The sequence below is a fragment of the Paraburkholderia phytofirmans genome (assembly GCF_046028095.1).
GTDB classification, from domain to species: Bacteria; Pseudomonadota; Gammaproteobacteria; order Burkholderiales; family Burkholderiaceae; genus Paraburkholderia; species Paraburkholderia phytofirmans_A.
In genome coordinates this window covers 146,928-165,601 of the sequence record NZ_JAQQDJ010000003.1, presented here as the reverse complement: position 1 = coordinate 165,601, position 18,674 = coordinate 146,928, and the positions used below count along the sequence as shown (strand labels likewise).

At 60.6% G+C, this 18,674-nt stretch carries 17 protein-coding genes; 7 read left to right on the top strand and 10 right to left on the bottom strand.

From position 1 onward, the window contains the following. Positions 1 to 62: 62 nt before the first annotated feature. From PQR54_RS09635 to PQR54_RS09625, 3 genes are all read right to left on the bottom strand, one after another. The gene (locus PQR54_RS09635; RefSeq protein WP_408245162.1) at positions 63 to 1,232 is read right to left on the bottom strand and encodes an extracellular solute-binding protein; all 1,170 of its coding nucleotides are present in this window, start codon (positions 1,230 to 1,232) and stop codon (positions 63 to 65) included. Positions 1,233 to 1,471: 239 nt separating this feature from the next. Continuing rightward, positions 1,472 to 2,413 (bottom strand): SMP-30/gluconolactonase/LRE family protein, encoded by a 942-nt coding sequence (locus tag PQR54_RS09630; protein WP_408245161.1) that lies wholly within the window; start codon positions 2,411 to 2,413, stop codon positions 1,472 to 1,474. Positions 2,414 to 2,421: 8 nt separating this feature from the next. Then, complete coding sequence (locus PQR54_RS09625) at positions 2,422 to 3,369, bottom strand: dihydrodipicolinate synthase family protein (RefSeq protein ID WP_408245160.1); 948 nt, start codon at positions 3,367 to 3,369, stop codon at positions 2,422 to 2,424. A gap of 560 nt (positions 3,370 to 3,929) precedes the next feature. Here PQR54_RS09625 and PQR54_RS09620 point away from each other — a divergent pair. Continuing rightward, positions 3,930 to 4,634, top strand: a complete 705-nt coding sequence (locus PQR54_RS09620) for a helix-turn-helix transcriptional regulator (protein WP_408245159.1) — start codon at positions 3,930 to 3,932, stop codon at positions 4,632 to 4,634. Here the strand turns inward: PQR54_RS09620 and PQR54_RS09615 are convergent. Continuing rightward, a complete protein-coding gene (locus PQR54_RS09615; protein WP_408245158.1) occupies positions 4,618 to 4,935 on the bottom strand; it encodes a helix-turn-helix domain-containing protein in 318 nt (105 codons plus the stop codon). The genes PQR54_RS09620 and PQR54_RS09615 overlap by 17 nt on opposite strands. Before the next feature lie 154 nt (positions 4,936 to 5,089). Here PQR54_RS09615 and PQR54_RS09610 point away from each other — a divergent pair, with 154 nt between their 5' ends. Continuing rightward, positions 5,090 to 5,683, top strand: coding sequence for an acyl-homoserine-lactone synthase (locus PQR54_RS09610; RefSeq protein WP_408245157.1), 594 nt, complete (start codon positions 5,090 to 5,092; stop codon positions 5,681 to 5,683). Positions 5,684 to 5,860: 177 nt separating this feature from the next. On the opposite strand, the gene PQR54_RS09605 is transcribed toward PQR54_RS09610, so the two are convergent. Continuing rightward, positions 5,861 to 6,550, bottom strand: a complete 690-nt coding sequence (locus tag PQR54_RS09605) for a FadR/GntR family transcriptional regulator (protein ID WP_408245156.1) — start codon at positions 6,548 to 6,550, stop codon at positions 5,861 to 5,863. Between the two features lie 290 nt (positions 6,551 to 6,840). Between PQR54_RS09605 and PQR54_RS09600 the strand changes: the two genes are divergently transcribed. The 3 genes from PQR54_RS09600 (at position 6,841) to PQR54_RS09590 (ending at position 9,808) form a co-directional block, all read left to right on the top strand. After that, on the top strand, positions 6,841 to 7,308 hold the full coding sequence (locus tag PQR54_RS09600) for a universal stress protein (protein WP_408245155.1): 468 nt from the start codon (positions 6,841 to 6,843) through the stop codon (positions 7,306 to 7,308). Between the two features lie 402 nt (positions 7,309 to 7,710). Next, positions 7,711 to 8,367 carry a helix-turn-helix domain-containing protein gene (locus PQR54_RS09595; protein ID WP_408245154.1) on the top strand — a complete coding sequence of 219 codons (657 nt, stop codon included), beginning with the start codon at positions 7,711 to 7,713 and terminating at the stop codon, positions 8,365 to 8,367. Positions 8,368 to 8,497: 130 nt separating this feature from the next. Further along, positions 8,498 to 9,808 (top strand): SUMF1/EgtB/PvdO family nonheme iron enzyme, encoded by a 1,311-nt coding sequence (locus PQR54_RS09590; protein ID WP_408245153.1) that lies wholly within the window; start codon positions 8,498 to 8,500, stop codon positions 9,806 to 9,808. 349 nt (positions 9,809 to 10,157) lie between these two features. Here PQR54_RS09590 and PQR54_RS09585 read toward each other — a convergent pair whose 3' ends face one another. From PQR54_RS09585 to PQR54_RS09565, 5 genes are all read right to left on the bottom strand, one after another. Then, positions 10,158 to 11,285 (bottom strand): zinc-dependent alcohol dehydrogenase family protein, encoded by a 1,128-nt coding sequence (locus tag PQR54_RS09585; RefSeq protein WP_408245152.1) that lies wholly within the window; start codon positions 11,283 to 11,285, stop codon positions 10,158 to 10,160. Further along, complete coding sequence (locus tag PQR54_RS09580) at positions 11,285 to 12,946, bottom strand: acetolactate synthase large subunit (protein ID WP_408245151.1); 1,662 nt, start codon at positions 12,944 to 12,946, stop codon at positions 11,285 to 11,287. Before PQR54_RS09580 ends, PQR54_RS09585 begins: the two co-directional genes overlap by 1 nt. Positions 12,947 to 12,985: 39 nt before the next feature. Further along, entirely contained in the window at positions 12,986 to 14,971 is a 1,986-nt protein-coding gene (locus PQR54_RS09575) for an acyl CoA:acetate/3-ketoacid CoA transferase (protein WP_408245150.1), read from the bottom strand. Between the two features lie 104 nt (positions 14,972 to 15,075). After that, positions 15,076 to 15,981 (bottom strand): class I SAM-dependent methyltransferase, encoded by a 906-nt coding sequence (locus PQR54_RS09570; RefSeq protein ID WP_408245149.1) that lies wholly within the window; start codon positions 15,979 to 15,981, stop codon positions 15,076 to 15,078. Continuing rightward, positions 15,978 to 16,481, bottom strand: coding sequence for a polyhydroxyalkanoate granule-associated phasin (locus PQR54_RS09565; RefSeq protein WP_408245148.1), 504 nt, complete (start codon positions 16,479 to 16,481; stop codon positions 15,978 to 15,980). The genes PQR54_RS09570 and PQR54_RS09565 overlap by 4 nt, the downstream gene beginning before the upstream one ends. 730 nt (positions 16,482 to 17,211) lie before the next feature. Here PQR54_RS09565 and phaP point away from each other — a divergent pair. Both phaP and PQR54_RS09555 read left to right on the top strand, forming a co-directional pair. After that, complete coding sequence (phaP, locus tag PQR54_RS09560) at positions 17,212 to 17,613, top strand: TIGR01841 family phasin (RefSeq protein WP_408245147.1); 402 nt, start codon at positions 17,212 to 17,214, stop codon at positions 17,611 to 17,613. Between the two features lie 157 nt (positions 17,614 to 17,770). Next, positions 17,771 to 18,526, top strand: a complete 756-nt coding sequence (locus tag PQR54_RS09555; RefSeq protein ID WP_408245146.1) for a lipase family alpha/beta hydrolase — start codon at positions 17,771 to 17,773, stop codon at positions 18,524 to 18,526. The last annotated feature ends 148 nt before the right edge of the window (positions 18,527 to 18,674 follow it).

The window sequence follows — 18,674 nt, the reverse complement described above, 5'->3', positions numbered from 1 at the left end:
GCGCCGTCATGGATCACGTGGGGATCGAGACGGCATGCGTGCGTGCACGGCCGGCGCGAAGGCTATTTGGTCTTCTGCGCGCCGACCTCGGTGTCCCATTTCTTGAAAGCCGCAACCATCGCCGCGGCATTCAGCGGCAATACGTGCGGACGCTCGGCCAGCAGCTTCGCGTACTCCGGCCGGCCGTACTTCTTCAGCACGTCCTGGCTGTGCGCGGGCGCCTGCTCGACGCTCACACCCTTGATCGCCGGACCGGGATAGAAATAACCGTCGTCATAGGTCATGGCCTGCTGCGCCGGCTCGAGCATGAAGTTCATCAGCTTGTAGAGCACGTCGAGTTTTTCCTTCGGCACGCCTTTCGGAATCACCATGTAGTGCGCGTCGTTCACCCACGTCATGTTGTCGAACGCCTGCACGCGGAATTCCGCCGGCACGATGCCGAGCGCGCGCGGATTGATGTCCCAGCCCGTTACGGTCACGGTCATGTCGCGCGTGCCTTCGCCGAGCTCTTTCATCACCGCCGACGTGCCGCCCGGATAGTAAGGAATGCAATCGTTCAGCTGCTTGAGAAAGGCCCACGTCTTGTCCCAGCCGTGAATCGGATCCTGCGGATCCTTGTCGCCGAGCACATAAGGCAAGCCCATCAGGAACGTGCGGCCCGGACCGGAATTCGCCGGCCGTGCATAGATCAGTTTGTCCGGATGCGCCTTGCACCACTGCAGCAATTGTTCAGGCGTCTTCGGCGGGTCACTGACTTTGGCGGGGTTGTATTCGAGCAGCGGGCCGGCGGGCATATACGCCACTTCGAGCCCGTAGCCTTGCGCGAGATCCTGCATCTTGCGCGGGCCCGGCGCGTATTTGTCGAGCACGCCGGGGAACGCCGCCGCGTTCTCGGGCAGCAGCTTCATCCATAGACCCTGTTCGATGCCCGCGGCGAGCGCGTCGGTGCCGGTCAGCACGAGATCGATATCGGAGCGGCCCGCGCCTTGCATCGCCTTGATCTTGCCGGGCAACTGCGGCGCGGGCGCATTCGTGAAGGTGAGATTGGCGACGAGGTTCGGGTACTTCGCCTTGAAGGCCTCGAAGCCCTTTTGCGTGAGTTGAAGGTCACCGGCCACGTCGACGATATTGAGCGTGACCGGGTCGGCCGCGTGCGCGGCGGATGCGAAAGCGGCGCTCGCCGCGAGACATACGGACACCAGCCTGAGCGCCAACCTGTCTGAAACAGTCATTGCGTCTCCTCGCTTCTTGGTATGGAAGTCCGCCGGTCGAATGCGCTGCGGGCGGTGTCTTTCTACCAAAGGAACATAGCGAAGCGGGACAGCTGATGTCAAGCAAATACTCGTGGCGGCAATAGGCTCGCGAAAACCGCAGTTTTCGTGATGAATGCTTGCCGCTCAACGGCTTGCGCGCTGCATCCAAGGGCAAACCCGAAGCTGCGCATGAACTCTGACGACAACTTGTCAGGCAACTAGCCGCCTTGCACGCCTTGCGTATTCACGTAGAGCGAATAGAGCCCGTGGCTTGCCGCCATGAACAGCCGGTTGCGATGGCGCCCTCCGAAGCATACGTTCGCGCAGCGCTCCGGCAACGCAATGTGGCCGAGCGGCTCGCCTTGCGACGTAAAGACGCGCACGCCGTCGAGTTCGTCGGTGCCCATCCCCCAGCCGCACCACAGATGGCCGTGGACGTCGACGCGAAAGCCGTCCGGCGTGCCCGGGCCCGCGTCGATCAGCACGCGGTTGTTCGACAGCGCGCCGCCGGTGCCTTCGACGTCGAATGCACGGATTTTGCGATTCGGCTCGCCGCGCGATTCGACGATGTACAACACCGACTCGTCCGGCGAGAACGCCAGACCGTTGGGACCGAGCACGTCGTCGGCGACGACGGTGACTTCGCCGGATTGCCCGTCGATGCGGTACACGCACGCCGGCAATTCCGACTCCTGCCGCTCGCCCTCATAGAAGCTGTCGATGCCGAAGGTCGGATCGCTGAACCAGATCGAGCCGTCCGATTTCACGACCACGTCGTTCGGCGAATTGAAGCGCTTGCCGCGATAGCGGTCGGCGAGCACGGTGATCGAGCCGTCGTATTCAGTGCGCGTGACGCGTCGCGTGAGGTGCTCGCAACTGACGAGGCGGCCCTGACGGTCGCGCGTATGGCCGTTGGCATTGTTCGACGACTGGCGAAACGTCGACACCGTGCCGGTGGGTTCGTCCCAGCGCAGGATGCGGTCGTTCGGAATGTCGCTCCACAGCAGATAGCGGCCGTCGCCGAACCAGACCGGGCCCTCGGACCAGCGCGCGCCGTGATACAGGCACTCGACGGACGCGGAAGCCAGGATCAACGGTTTGAAGCGCGGATCGAGCACGCGGATGGAGGGATCGGGATAGCGTAGGCTGTTGTCGGTCATGCTGGCGTTCAAGGCTCGAGGTAGGGGTTGGCTTGCGCGAATTCATGCTCCAACGCGAGCAGCACCCGCGCGGCGTGCTCGATCTTCGCACGATGCTCGGGCGGCGTCGAACTGAGCAACGGCAAAATCGGCCCCATGTCGGCGATCCTGGAATACGTTACGGCGTCGTGGAGCACGCGAATCAGTGAGATGTCGTCGCGCAAAGTTTCGAGCGGCAGGAAGGCGTCGTAAAGACGTTGCGCCGTCTCGCGAGCGCCGGTTTTGACCGCTTGCAGCAAGGCGGTGACCATGCGCGGCGCGATGCATCCTGAGCCGGTGGTCCATGCGGCAAGGCCGAATTCGCGCAGATGCGTGAGCGCCGGCCGCTCGCCCATGCCCGACACCACCTTGGCCGCCGGTACGTGTTGCAGTAGCCGGCGCAGGTAAGGGTCGTCCGCCGGATTCTCGCGCACAATCGCGTATTTCACGGCGATGAGCGTGCCGCGATCGATCAGGCGAGCCAACGCATCGACGTCGATGTAATTCTCGCTTTTGACATACAGCGTGAGCGACATGCCCGCCATATCGGCGATGCGCGTGAGGCCCGCCTCGACGCCTTCGGACGTCGTGAAGCCGCCGAGCGGCAGCACCATGGCCGTCCGGTAACGGGTTTGCGCGAGGATGCGCGCCTGATCCAACATTTTTCCGTAGTCCGGGCCGATTGCCGGAATCACGCGCGTGCCCTCGCCCGCGGCGTCGGCCAACAGGTCGAGCAAATCCCGATATTCGCTGACGGCGATGTGATACAGATTCGCGTTGCCGCCATACAGCAAGGTGCGGACGCCGCCGGCTTCGATATGGCGGATCAGTGCGCGATTTTGCGCGGCGTCGAGCGTGTAGTCGGCGCGGCGGGCGAGCGGCGGCACAGCCATGACCGAAGCGGCCAACTCGTCGTCGCGGATCGGGGATTCGTTCATGATGGATCGCACCGTGAGCGGAGCGCTTACGGTAGCACTGGGTCGAGAATGTTGTCAAACAACTTGCTGAGAGCCCGCTTGGCGAATTCTTCGCATGGATCGCGAACGGCGCAAACTACGCGAGGCTGCTTTTGTATGACAATAGAGCTTGGTTGCGACACTTATCTCGCGATAGATCGCGACGCATTGGAACAAACCATATCGGCAATCAGTGCGATTTTGACTGAAATTTTGGCAGCGGCCGCTTATTAAAATGCTTCGCAATAATGTGTCCAGTGAATGGCATCAAATCGGCTACCACGAGAAAATTAACCACATAAACGATCGGTGAATGTTATTTCGATCAGAAAATCAGTTACAAAGAGCGATTCATGCGCATTCTCACCAAATCACCCTCGCGAGCATTTTGTTAAAAATCAGTTCTCGCTTTGCGAAATAAATTTTGGTGATAGATTATGAAGACAAAAAACCATCGGACGGAATGCCGTACCGCAATTCACCGCAACGGGATGTCTGTGAGCCTGAGAGAGTAAAAATTGTCGCTACATTTTATCGAGCAGATGGCACCGCTACTGAACGCCGCCGACGAAGCGGAATGGTTCGGTGCAATCGCGGGCCTTGCCGAGACGTGGGGCTTCGACAGGCTTTTGATCGCCATGCTGCCGCGCCCGACCATTCGTCTGGAAGACGCTTACGTGCGCAGCACGTACTCACCCACCTGGCGACGTACTTATGACGAGCAGGGACTGGTTCACATCGATCCGACCGTTGCGCATTGCGCGACGCGTGCCGTGCCGCTGATCTGGTCACCGGATATATTCAAGACCGCGCCGCAGCTGTCCATGTACGAGGAAGCCCGCGCGCACGGGTTGCGCTCCGGCATAACGTTGCCGATTCACGGGCCGAACCAGGAAGCCGGCATGATGTGCTTCGTCAATGACAACAATCCCAACGACGAATTCTGGCGCCATATCAACGAGGCATTGCCGAACCTGGTGTTATTGCGCGACCTGGTAATCGATACCAGTCAGCGCCATTTGAATACGCACGCTCAGACCTTATTGCCCAAGCTAACGCCGCGTGAACGCGAATGCCTGAAATGGACCGCACGCGGCAAATCCACCTGGGAAATATCCCACATCCTGAACTGTTCGGAAGCCGTGGTGAACTTCCACATGAAGAATATCAGGACGAAATTCGGGGTGAATTCGCGGCGTGCGGCGGCCGTGATTGCCGCACAGCTCGGACTTATTGACCCGGGTTGAGCAAGGCGGCCGCGTCGCGGCTGTACAGCACACGTTCGGCGCGGCCCAGATCGGCGTCGGACACGGTTTTGGTGAAGTACAGACCCAGCAGGATCGAAACCGGCGGCGGGATTTCAGCACCCGATTCGAAGCGGCTGCCGCGCGATTGGGTGACGCCGAAGCGCGCCCAGAAACGGCGCTGGCTTTCTTTTTTCTTCTTGCGATAAGCAATGATCAGAACGCGGTCAACCGCCGTGGAAGGCTCAGCCGGACGGAGTTGAAGGCCGGTTTGCGGTTGCCAATGATTTTCGAGGAGTTCCATTTTTTCGGTCCTGTCGGTTGAGTGCAGTGCTTGTCTCGAATTCTGCGTTACCCGATAAGCATGCACACCTATCCAGGTAGGTAGGTGGCGGAAACATTCAAAATGCATAAGTTTTCTTGCGTATTGGGTACCCCAACACGTTCAGGAGAACGTCATGCAAACAGCAATCCGGATTGGAATGCGTCAGGAATTCGATAACGCGGACATTAACGAGATGTATCGCCTGCGGGCGCGGGTGTTTCATGGGCGGCTCGGGTGGGATATTCCGACCATCGCGGGCATGGAGATCGACGGCTATGACGCGCTCGGGCCGCATTACATGCTGATCCAGGCCGACGACGGGCAAGTGCGCGGCTGTTGGCGCCTGATGCCGACCGAGGGCCCCAACATGCTGAAGGACACCTTCCCGCAGTTGCTGCATGGCGCGGCGGCGCCGGTGGGACGGCACATCTGGGAATTGAGCCGGTTCGCGATCGAAACCAGCGGCGAGGAGCAGTCGTTCGGCTTTGCTGACCTGACCATGCAGGCGATTCACGAACTGGTGACGTTCGCCGACCAGATGGGCATCACGCGGTATGTCACCGTGACCACCACGCCGATCGAGCGACTGCTGCGCAAGACCGGCATCGACATCAGCCGGCTCGGGTCGCCATTGCAGATCGGTGTGGAGCGAGCGGTGGCGCTGGATATCGCGGTGAGTCCGAAGACTCGTACCGCGCTGTTCGGACCGATGGCCGTTGCTGCCTAGCTGTCGCCTGGCTGCCTGCTAGTTGCAGCCTGCTTGCTGCCTGGCTGCCAGTCGGCGGCCGGGTCGCTGCCGCGAAAGCGGCGATTCGCCGCCGCGTCGAGCCGCCTTGGGAGTGCATATGCCCAGTGGCGCGGCAGCTCGCCGCAGTCTTGGCGCGCGGCGAGAGCTGGCGGCAGGTCAGGAGCCGAACATCCGCTCGAGCGCGTTCTCGAGATGCGCTCGCATGGCGCTCGCCGCGCCTCGCGCATCCTTGCGGCGGATCGCGTCGAGCACAGCCCTATGCTCCTCCTGCACGAGCCGCTGCCGCGCCACCGTCTTCACCAGCGAAAGATTGCGCGACAGGTTCATGCTGAACAGAATCTGCTCCTCGATGAACGACATGACCGTGATGAAAAAAGGGTTCTTCGATGCACGCGCCACCGCCAGGTGGAACATAAAGTCGTCTTTCGCGCCGATCCCTTGCGTCTCGATGATCCGCTCCAGTTGGTCCCATGCGTGCTGGATGGCGGCGATGTCGTCGGCGTCGGCTTTGAGCGCCGCCTGCTCCGCGGCACCCGCTTCTGTCACGATGCGAAACTCATAGCAGCGACGAATATCGGACAGCGTTTCGAGCGGCGCGAAGCGGCGCACGTCCGGGTCCGGCCGGCGCGCGACCGTCGTGCCCGAGCCGTGCCGGGTCATGATGATGCCGTCCGCCCGCAAGCGCGCCAAGGCTTCGCGGACCGTCGGCCTGGACGTCGCGAAACGCTCGGCCAGCGCATGCTCGGTCGGCAAGCGCTCACCTTCCTTGTACTCGCCTTCGACAATGCGGTTGAGAATGTCGCCGTAGATCTTGTCGGGCAAGCCCGTCGTTTTGCGCTCGTTCATCAGCGGACTGAAGCAGCTTGTCTGAATAGGTTGTAATTGTAAGGCAAACTTTCCCTTGTCCTGGTCGTGGATATGCATTGCGAATGGGAGCGAAGTCCCGTCAACGCTTGCCCACAGGCGCTCGCCGAACCCGACAGCGCCGTCGAAAAATTTGACAAGAGTTTGATTTACATCCAGGTCCAGCGCATGTTTTTCAGCGATGATTCAGGCTTACATCAGCGATGATCGTCATTGCGCCCAGCCGGTTGGAAACGGCTGAGGCATCCGGATTCTTCAGACGCGGAGTCGATATGTACACACGCATTCTTGTAGCGGTCGACGGCAGCAACACCTCCCGCCGTGCATTCGAAGCGGCGCTCGCGCTCGCCAAAGCCAGCGGCGCGGTCTTGCAGCCGTTATATGTCGTCGAGAACACACCGATGTATTTCGAAGCGCCCGGCTACGACCCGTCCGTCTTGCGCAATCGTCTCGTCGAAGAGGGCAAGGAACTCGGCGCCGAATTCGCCAAGGCCATGGCCGAGCAAGGCGTGAAAGGCGACCTTGTGGTGAGCGAGGCGTCCACGATCGACGACGTTTCGGTGGTCGTACTCAAAGCCGCGGCCGACTTCAACGCCGATCTCCTGGTCATGGGCACGCACGGGCGGCGCGGTTTTCAGCGCCTGATTCTCGGCAGCGTCGCCGAGCGCTGCGTGCGGCAGGCGAGCCTGCCCGTGCTGCTCATTCCGTCCGCTGCGGGCAAGTCCGGCGATGCGGACTGATGAGCGCCGCGCTGGTGCGCCATGCGATTGACTGTCGTATCGGCCGCGCGTGCGCTCGATCGGCAAAAGCGTTCTTCTTCTGCCAAGGTATGAGCCGGGTTTGCCTGCTCACCTTCGTAGCAGTCCATAAACAAACTCACGAACGCCGGTGTGACATTGCTCAACACGCCTGACTGCCCGAACGCGTCATTTTGACGCGAAGCGGGCAACGCGGTCGATGGGACAATCTGTCAATACCCTCACTGGCTGCAGAACATGCTCACTCCTACTGCTGTTACGCACTCCGCCGGCACTGCCGATTCCGCAGCCTCTGCCGCACGTTCGTCGCCGGTGCGCGGGAGCCGCCGCGCGGCGCCGTCACGGGCAAGCGCGCGTTCCGCCGCTCGCTGTTCGAGTTGCGCGATGCGGCAGCTCTGCATGCCCCAAGGTTTGTCGCCCGACGAACTGATGAAACTCGAAACGCTCATCTGTTCCGCGCGTTCCGTTCAGCGCGGCGAAGCGCTGTATCGCAGCGGTGACCGCTTCGACAACATCTACGCCGTGCGCTCCGGTTCGATGAAAACCGTCATGACGCACCGCGACGGCCGCGAACAGGTCACCGGTTTGCGGCTCGCGGGCGAAGCGCTCGGCCTCGACGGTATCAGCGACGACGTGCATGCCTGTAGCGCGCTCGCCCTCGAAGACAGCACCGTCTGCATCGTCCCCTATACCGCGCTCAAGTCGCTGTGCCGCGAAATCAGTTCGATGCAGGAACGTATGCACAAACTGCTGGGCGAGCAGATCGTCCGCGAAGCCGCTCAGATGATGGTGCTCGGGTCGCTTTCGGCGGACGAACGGGTCGCGGCATTCCTGCTCGATGTCTCCGAGCGCAACGCGCGGCGGGGCTATTCGTCGGCGGAATTCAATCTGCGCATGACGCGCGAGGACATGGGCAGCTACCTCGGCATGACGCTCGAAACCGTGAGCCGCACCCTGTCAAGATTTCAAAAGCGCGGCCTGATCGACACACAGGGCAAGCACATCCGGATCGTCGATCTGGACGGTCTGCGGCAAGTCTAGGCTCCCGGCGGGAGCACGGCCCGCGCCGCCGCGTCCCCCGCGCACGCTCTTTTCACGCGCTTTCGTCTTGGCATGGCTCCTGCGAGCGGGTACAGTCTTTAGTCCGTCCCCCGCAAGGAGACCCGGCGAAATGAATCGCGACCCCGCCCCGCATTACCCGCTCGTGCAGCGGCTGATCGAAGCGCGTCAAGTGACTGACGCACTGTTTTCCATAGTCAAACCCGAGTTTCTGTATGAACGGCCGATCCGTGAACGCCACCGGATCGTGTTTTACATCGGCCACCTGGAAGCTTTCGACCGTAATCTGTTCGATCAACGCCTGTGCGATCTGCCGGCGTTCGATCCAAACCTCGACCAGCTTTTTGCCTTCGGCATCGATCCCGTCGACGGCGGTTTTCCGACCGATCAACCGAGTGACTGGCCGTCGCTCGACGTCGTGCGCAGTTACAGCTCGCGTGCGCGCGAGCAGATCGACCGCGAGCTCGATGCGCTGACGCACGCCGCGCAACTCAGCCGCAGCGGTGCGCAAGCCGACGCCTCCGAGCAATTGCTGAACGTGGCGATCGAGCATCGGTTGATGCATGCTGAAACGCTGGCGTACATGCTCCATCAGTTACCGCTCGCGCAGAAGGTCACCGAATTGCGTGAGCCTGTCGTAACGCGCGCGGAACCGCGGGACGCGTTGTCGTCGATGGTCAGCATACCGGCCGGCGCAACGGTGCTCGGCATGCCACGCGACGGCGGACGCTTCGGCTGGGACAACGAGTTCGGTGAAATGCGGATCGAGGTGCCCGCCTTCGAAATCGACCGCCATATGGTAACGAACGGCGCATTCCGCGAGTTCATCGAGGCAGGCGGCTATCGCGAAGCGAAGTGGTGGTCGGAGAAGGATTGGGCGTGGAAGGAGGCCGAGCACATCGAGCATCCCGCGTGCTGGTCGCGGCACGATGCAGGTGGCCAAGGTAGCGCGTGGACGTTACGCACCATGTTCGACGAAGTGCCGCTGCCGCTCGACTGGCCCGCGTATGTGAGCCACGCCGAAGCGAGTGCGTACGCACGCTGGGCAGGCAAAGCATTACCCACCGAGGCGCAGTGGCAACGTGCGGCACACGGCGCGCCGCACGCCGCGTCGGGCAATTTCGATTTTCGCAGTTGGGATCCGCAACCGGTCGATGAGTATCCGGACAACGTCAGCGCGTTCGGCGTCGACGGTCAATTCGGCAATGGCTGGGAGTGGACCTCGACGGTGTTCGATGCGCTGCCCGGCTTCGAAGCTTTTCCGTTTTATCTGGGCTATTCGGCCAACTTTTTCGATGGTCAGCACTATGTGATCAAAGGTGGATCGGCGCGCACCGCGCAGTGCATGCTGCGGCCGGCTTTCCGGAATTGGTTTCAGCCGCATTATCAGTATGTGTATGCGGGGTTTCGATGTGTGAGGTGATGTAAATAACGCGATCTCGCCTCGTGAGATCGGAACACGATGAGGTACAGGCAGTCGCCGTAGTTATTTGCGGGCTCTGCGACCAGCGCGAGTTGGGTAATCTGTGCGCAAGTCGGGCCGAGCTTCGTACCGTCTAACAATGCTTCGACGGTGCATGCTCGGCGTCACCGCAGCGAATGTATCGTAATCTCCATCAAGGACGATGCTGACAATCGGCCATGCATCGGAGCCGCGTCACGTGCAACGTCTACCACCGCAGCAGCGCGACGATACCTTGGGAAAGTGCAGGGATATCAGTACCGCCGCGTACCGGGAAGTAAAGCTATAAAGCGTGAGCTCGCTTCAGAAACTATTCAAACACGACGACCTGTCGAATTGCTTTCCCTTCGTGGAGCAGATCGAAACCATGATTGATTTCATCTAGCGTCAGACGGCCGGTGAGCAGTTTGTCGACCGGCAGCCTGCCCTGCATGTAAAGATCGATGTAATGGGGAATGTCGCGCGCCGGCACGCATGTGCCGATATAGCTGCCTTTCAGCGTGCGCTCTTCGGCAACCAGACTGACTGCCGGCAGCGGCCACAGTGCGGTAGACGGCGGCAGGCCCGCGGTAACGGTCATTCCGCCGCGACGGGTAATACGATAAGCGAGGTCCAACGCTCGAATGGCGCCGGCGAATTCGAAGGCGAACTCGACGCCGCCGGAGCTCAATGCCCGGATCTGCTCGACAGCGTCATCGCCGCCCGCGTTCACCGTGTGCGTGGCGCCGAGGGCGCGCGCCTGCTCCAGTTTCGCATCGGACAGGTCGACCGCGATGATCTGTCGAGCGCCGGCCGCTTGCGCGCCGATCAGAGCCGCCAACCCCACTCCTCCCAGACCGACCACGGCAACAGAAGCGCCTACACGGACTTGCGCCGTATTCACCACCGCGCCGACGCCCGTGAGCACGGCACATCCGAATAGCGCGGCTTCGTCGAGCGGCACACTGGGATCGATCCTGACCACCGAGCGCCGCGATACGGTCGCGTATTCCGCAAACACCGAACATCCGAGGTGGTGGTTCAATGTCTCGCCATCACGCGTAAGGCGACGCCCACCAGAGAGCAGCGTGCCCGCGCCGTTCGCCGCAGCGCCCGGCTCGCACAAGGCCGGACGGCCCTCGGCGCAAGGTGCGCAGTGACCACAGCTCGGCACGAAGACCACCACGACATGATCGCCAATCTGAAGATCGGTAACGCCGGCCCCCAGTTCGGCGACGACGCCGGCGGCCTCATGTCCGAGTGCCATCGGCATGGGGCGCGGCCGATCGCCGTTGATGACGGACAGGTCGGAGTGACACAGCCCCGCGGCGGCGATCTTGATAAGCACTTCATCAGGCCCCGGCGGCGCAAGGTCAACCTCGTCGATACGCAACGGACGGGAATCGGCATACGGATACGCTGCGCCCATTGTTTCCAGCACTGCTGCCTTGATCTTCATTACGCGACCTCCATAACCCGATTGCCCAGTTCCTCGACAAAAACGCGGACGTTTTCCGAGTAGTCGACCGGGACGATAACAAGTTGCACCCCGCCTTCGCTGAATGCGCTCTCCAATGCCGGAGCCAAAGCCTCCGCCGTCTCGATGCGCCTGCCTTTTGCGCCGTACGCATCCGCATATTTGACGAAATCGGGGTTACCGAAAGTCAGTCCCCAGTCCGCGAACTTATCGACGGCCTGCTTCCAGCGAATCATTCCGTAGGCATCGTCCTGAATGATCAGCACGACGAGATTGAGCTTCAGTCTCACCGCCGTCTCGAGTTCCTGCGAGTTCATCATAAAGCCGCCGTCACCGCAAACAGCCATGACACGACGATCCGGATAAAGAATCGCGGCCATCATTGCCGATGGCAAGCCCGCCCCCATGGTTGCCAGCGCATTGTCGAGCAATAGCGTATTCGCGCTACGGGTTCTGTAGCACCGCGCGAACCAGAGTTTGTACATGCCGTTGTCGAGCGCAACGATGCCGTCGGCCGGCATGACCTTTCTCACGTCGTGAACGATGCGTTGCGGAGTCAACGGAAAGCGCGATTCTTCCGCCCGTCCCAGCGTGCGCCTCAGGATATCTTCGCGCAACGGCGCCAACGCCGCCGCGTGCGGCAGGTTTCCCTCCAGCAGATCGGCCAGGCGCGTAAGGCTCAAACCGAGGTCTCCAACCACTTCCGCGTGCGGGAAGAACACCTGCTCGACATTGGCCGGCGTATATCCGACGTGAATGACCATCGGCCCGCCGGGCCCCATGATAAAAGGCGGCTTCTCGACCGTGTCATGGCCGATGGCGAGGATCAGGTCGGCGCGATCGATCGCCTCGTGCAGGTAGTCGCGCTCGCTCAGCGCCGCCGTGCCCATCCAGAGTTCGGACGCCTCTTCGCGACCGATCGCGGACACGGTGCCCTTGCCCATTTGCGTGTTGAAGTACGGCATGCCCGTGCGCCGGATGAAGTCGGTCAACTGCCCGGCAAGACGGGGGCGGTTGCTGGCCGCGCCGAACATGACCAGCGGACGCCTCGCGCTCTTCAGCAAGGCCGCAGCCTGCTCGATTGCTGGCTGCCCGGCGACCGGCAGGTCGACCGCATGCAATGGAATCAACGGGACGTCGTCGCCTACTTCCGAGCCGGCCACGTCTTCCGGCAACTCGAGATGCACCGGACCCGGCCGCTCTTCCGCAGCCACCCGGAATGCCTCGCGCACCACAGTCGGAATGCTGGCGCCGTTGACAATCTGCCGGGACGCCTTGGTGAGCGGTTTCATCGTCGCCACGATATCGACAATCTGAAAGCGGGCCTGGCGCGCTGTCATGATGGCCTTCTGACCGGTGATCAGTACCATCGGCATTGCACCAAGATGAGCGTAGGCCGCGCCTGTCAAGAGATTCAATGCGCCAGGGCCGAGCGTTGCCATACAAACACCGGGCTTTCCGGTCAGACGGCCATGAGTGGCCGCCATGAAGGCGGCCGATTGTTCATGGCGAGTCACGATAAGCTCGATGCCCGAGTGCCGCAACGAATCCAGGACGTCGAGATTTTCCTCGCCCGGCACGGCAAAGATGCGTTCGACGCCTTCATTCTCCAGGGCCTTGACGAACAGGTCTGATGCTTTCACAAATGGACTCCTTGTTTCTTCAATACGCGGCCAGGCATTTCAGAACGGCTGGTGGCGTCGGCGTGGGAACTGGAGCACGCCGTCGCCGACAGCGTCGTTATGCTCCGTTGCAAACGCCATGGCGTCGGCATGCGTTTCACAGACATGGGATGCGGAAGTCGCGTCGCGGAAAGCCGCGCGCAGCTTTGCGCGCATGAACGCGCAGCTGGTAAAGCGGCTCACCGACTTGTAGTACTGCGATTGCAGCCGTGCTGCCATTTCAAAGTACTGATCGGCTACTGCGTGGTCCAGTCTGAATCCGTCATAGTTGACGATTAGCGAGACTTTCTTGCCGATGGGTTTGCAGAATGCGTCGAACACGCGGCGCACGCTTTCAATGTCGCTATGAGAGCGAACCGCCATCCCTTCGAAATTTGCAAACAGGGTGTTTTGCTCTGCTTCGTAGCTGAGCCTTCGAGCGAATTGCGAATCAAGCAACACGGTTGCCAGATTCATCAGTTGCGGCAGAAAGATGCGTGAATTCATGGGTCGCGGACTTGACACGATCGGGGCGAAGCCCATGTGCGGAAGAATGTCCCGATCGACGTCGATGCCCGGCGCGACTTCCGTCAACTCGAGCCCTTCTGACGTTAGCCGGAAGACGCAACGCTCCGTCACATAGAGCACTGGCTGGCCGCGTTCGGCAGCGAGCCGTCCGTTGAAGGTGATCTGCTCGACCGACTCGACAAGTTTCTTTTGTGAGCCTTCCGTGACGATACGAAGACGTCCCGCCTCCACCGCAACTTCAAGGCCACCCGCCGTGAACGTTCCGGCAAATACCACTCGCGAAGCGTTCTGACTGATATTGATGAAGCCGCCGGCACCGGCTAGTCGTGGACCAAACCGGCTCACGTTGACGTTTCCGCTTCGGTCGATCTGCGCCATACCGAGGCATGCGAGGTCCAGGCCGCCGCCATCGTAGAAATCGAACTGCTGGTTCTGGTGAAGCAGCGCGTCCATGTTGACGGCTGCGCCAAAGTCCAGGCCGCCCTGCGGCACGCCGCCGATGATCCCAGGCTCGGCGGTCAAGGTCAGATGGCTCAGCAGACGCTCCTCCGCGGCCACTGCGCCAACGACCTCCGGCACGCCGATACCCAGGTTGATCACGCCATCGAGCGGGAGTTCGAACGCGCAACGACGCGCCATCACCTTCCGCTCGTCGAGCAGCGGGCATGCGTTCGCTCCGGCTGAAATCCTGATCTCGCTCGAAAACGCCGGGTTATAGGCCGTGCCGTAAGTCTGCGGCTGCGCGTTGGGCGATGCGACTACAACACGGTCGACGAAAATGCCCGGAACCACGACTGCGCGAGGGTCGAGTGTGCCGCTCGCCGCGATCCTCTCCACCTGCGCGATGACGAGTCCGTTTGAATTGTGGACCGCCATCGCGACTGCCTGCGCATCGAGCACCAGCGCTTCGCGTTCCATCGTGATGTTGCCTTCCGGATCGGCCGTTGTGCCGCGAATCAACGCGACGTTCAGCGGAAAGACCTTGTATAAAAGCCAGGTCTTGCCATCGAGATCGATCGTGCTGACCAGATCTTCGGTTGTCCTCGCGTTGATCTTCCCGCCCGCCTGACGCGGATCGACGAAGGTGCCCAATCCCACTTGAGTGAGCGTGCCTGCCCTGTGAGCCGCGATATCGCGGTACAGATGCGACATCGTTCCAAGCGGCAGGTTGTAGGCCTCGATCAGATTGTCGGTCGCCATCCGGGCAAGCTTCGGCACTAACGACCAATGGCCGCCAATGGCGCGTTTGACCAATCCCTCCAGGGCGACCCGATTGAGCCCGCGGTCTTTGCCGTCGCCCGGCGCCGCCGCGAACACCAGCGTCAGATCGCGTGGGAAGCCGGATTCAGTAAAACGCCGGGCCAACGCCGTGATCAACTCGTCCGGCGTACCGATGCCGACAAAGCCTGAGCAGCAGACAGCGTCGCCGTCGCGGATCAATGCGATGGCGTCGTCAGCGGTGACAATCTTGTCTTGCATAGTGCCCGCCTGAAAGAGGTGAGGTCGCGGCGCGCGCCGCCCTGGCATCCCCGATGAAACGGACACGCCGTCCGTTCGTGCGACGCTTGCGACTTCGATGCCCGTCATCCTGCGCGTCCGGCTAGTCGACGGTCTTTCAACTTCACATGCACCAGGAACGGCAAATGGCTCTGCGCGAACGGATGAAGGCGGCAAAGGTCTGCCGCCAGCCTGGGCCACCCACGTGGCGCGCAATATTCGAACCTGCGCAACGCGGCTATATCTGGCGACCAGTCATGCAGAAGCTTCTCCACCTCATCGCCGTTGATGCCCCATGGCATAGGCGGCAAACGGTAACGCGGCGTTGTCATGACGCCCCAGTGGGTGAGCCCGGAAAACCAGCGCGGGATCGCGTCGAATGCAATCTCGGCGCCGGGAAAGCGCTCGGCGATCCGGATAAAAAGACGTCTTACCGCATCTGGCTGGAGATACATGAACAGCCCTTGCGCAACGACAAAAACATCGGCGCCGGCTTTGATCCCGTTCGCCCAGTCCGGCTCGAAAACACTTGCCGCGATACAGCGAAAGCGCCTCGAAGAAGGCAGGAATCGCTCGCGTAACTCAATCGCCGGTGGCAAGTCGACCGTGAGCCAGGTCATGTGGCCGTTATCTACACGATGAGCCTGTGTTTCAAGCCCCTCTCCCAGCGATATGACCATTCCTTTCGGATGCCGGGCGAGCCAGTCTTTCAGAAGACGATCGATTTCCGCGGCCCGCGCAGAGAAGGAGCCAACGGGATGGCCGAAGTGACCCGCGAAATCATAGTCAATGGCGTCGCAAATGCGCACGCTCTCCGGATCGACAAGAATGGCGTCGGCGCGACGCGATTCGCAGGCCCGGTCGTAGAGCGTCCACAGCATCGTTTCCGATACACCCTCCAGTCTCGAGGGGATGCGGGCTATTTCCCGATCGCTTCGCTTACGCGACGCAGGACGAGCCTTCGCGCGCTCCCGCTCTATGGCGGTGGTCATTCTGCGCCCAGGCGTCTTGCATTTGCGGTGGCACGGCCATGAATCGGTGCGAGCATGTCCCGGACCAGAGAGGTCATTGAACCTGCCAGATACAAGGGGTTCGACGGAGACTGAACGACGGCCGTCAAAAGGCTCGGCTGATGTTCACACCCTGGCGTGGCCGGACCCCTTGAGGCAAATCCGGTCGGCGCCGTTGACATTGCGCCGATGAGATTGCAGGTATCGCGAGTGAACTCGACGGCTAGCTTGATAAGCCCCGAGTTCATCGCCTCTATTGATTCGGATGTGGCCTCGCATTTCTCGATGCCCATGATGCTGAACTCAGCCCGGTCACGCGGATTGGGCACCGGACCAGCCAATACCATGCGCACGGTGCGCACGCGCACCACTTGCGTCGTTGCATTAAGCAGTTCACAAACCTCGGTAAAGAGACGGAACCAGTTGCAGGAGACGTCGAAGACGGGTCCATGGCGTGACGCAATAGGGGTTATGTTTTCCATATAAAGATCCATTTGATATGGATGCCTGAAAATATTGAATTTGGCACAGGCAAGACTTTGCCGGCACGGGCTTTAATGTTTGTTCCAACGATGACCCCAGCATAAGCGGATAAATGTTGCGCTGCAACACTTCTTTTGGTTCTGGCTAATAGATCGTTTTGTGTGACGGATCAGGCATGGGTGTTGCGCAGGCTGCAGGGCCGATGCGGTCATTCGTTATCACCTTTTCAACACCGGTTCTTTTGACGGGGCATGCCCCTGCGGCGCGAAGTGAATTCCTCGCGTTAAATGCCTCGCGGCGATTAGATCTGTTCGCTTATATCCAGTAACGTGATGTGCGCGCCTTTTTCGGAGATTGGCGACGCCAGGCACATCAGTTGCGCTATCCATGGTCACGCACGCCATAAGCGCGAAGTTGCCACGCTGCGCAAAAGGATGCTGTCAGTACGGTGCTGCCCAAGACCGGGACGATCTGAAAGGAGGCACTCCTAGAGGGAACCCGACTCGCCGGAATTTACCTCTGATTCACTGTACTGATAACACTTTGACCAACGAGGTCCTGGTCATTTTTTTAGCGCCAAACTGATCGGCTAGAAAAGCACGATCGACTTCAAAAGTAAGACGCCTACAATCAATTTTGCTGCATCGCACCAATTGACATCCACCAGCGGTGCGTGACCGTGAATTCATCAAGCTTCATGCACTCGCCGCCTTTTTATCTGGAGCATCCATGAACACGTCTATCCCCCAAGGTTTGGCAGACACACAAACCGCCGGTATCACGCAGCTATTCGCCTTCTCACATAATGCGCTGGATGGCATTGAAAAGCTGACCGCGTTGAATCTTCAGGTGGTCAAGGCGACGCTCGCTGAAAACCAGGCGCTGATGGCCAAGGCGTTGTCCTCCAGGCCTGAAGAACTGTTTGCTTTATCGACAAGCCTTGCGAAGCCCACCGCGGAAAAAATCGCGGCATACAGCTGCCACGTTTACGAAATCATGTCAGGCGTTCAGATTGCGCTATCCGCAAGCGCGCCGGCCCAGTACCAGCACTATCAGCGTGACGCACAGGGATTCGTCGAGAACCTCACAAAGGACGCTTCGCCTGGTACGAACATTATCGAAGCCGAATAAATGTGAACGGGGTACCGGTTTCGTGATGTTGCACGCGGGCCGCGAGCCTGCGCCTTAGGTGCTTTTTGCAGTCCGCAACGCGCACGCACAGACCTGTGCGTTGTGACACTTTGGGTCGCCGCGCAGTCGACCTTATATCGGTGCCTGAGAAAATTAAATGGACAACCTTGCGTTGACGCCGCCCCCAGCAATACTCCTTGCGCTGGAACCCCTTCGCGCCATATCGGATTACTTTGCAAGCCTTGCTCCCTTATCGGAGCCGTTGCCGTCAGGTGATGGTCACCCTGTGCTCGTCTTTCCAGGTCTCGGTGTCGGCGGATACGCGACTGAAGGCATGCGTGAGAGGTTGCGAGAGTTGAACTATGAAGTCCACGATTGGGAACAGGGCGTCAACCAATGGCCGGAGACCGATTTCGACAGCTTTCTCGACTTGTTAGGCGGGCAACTGAGGCAGATTTATGACAGGAACAGTCGCTCCGTTTCGTTAATCGGCTGGAGCCTTGGCGGAGTGTACGCTCGCGAACTCGCAAAAAAATATCCGCGACTGGTACGGCAGGCCATTACCCTCGCGACTCCGTTTGCAGACCAGCCGAACTCGACCCACGCCGGATGGCTTTTCACGCTGCTGAACGGCGGAGTGTCGCCGATGGACGAGGCGTTGCTCCGGCGGCTAAGCATAGATCCCGTGGTCCCTTGCACATCGATATATTCGCCATCCGACGGTATCGTGGGGTGGGCAGGATGTGTCGGGACCGAGTCAGAGCACCATCAAAACATCGAAGTCGAGAACGTCAGTCATTGGGGCATGGTTCACAATCCGGACGTGCTACGTGTCGTGGCTCGCCTTCTTGCCGAGCACCGGCACGGCACGTTACGCACGTTGCTCGATACCTGCGTCACCAAGCTTTTCTAGTGGAGAAAGCACAGCACGCTTGTCCTGTGCTTAATCGCGCGATCCGGAATATGTCGAGCATGGTCTTGTGCATGCTGCGAAGTCGCTGCTCGAGGGTCATGAGCGTTGCTTCGGGTTGGCAGGCGCGATGGTTATCGCGTTTTTGCAT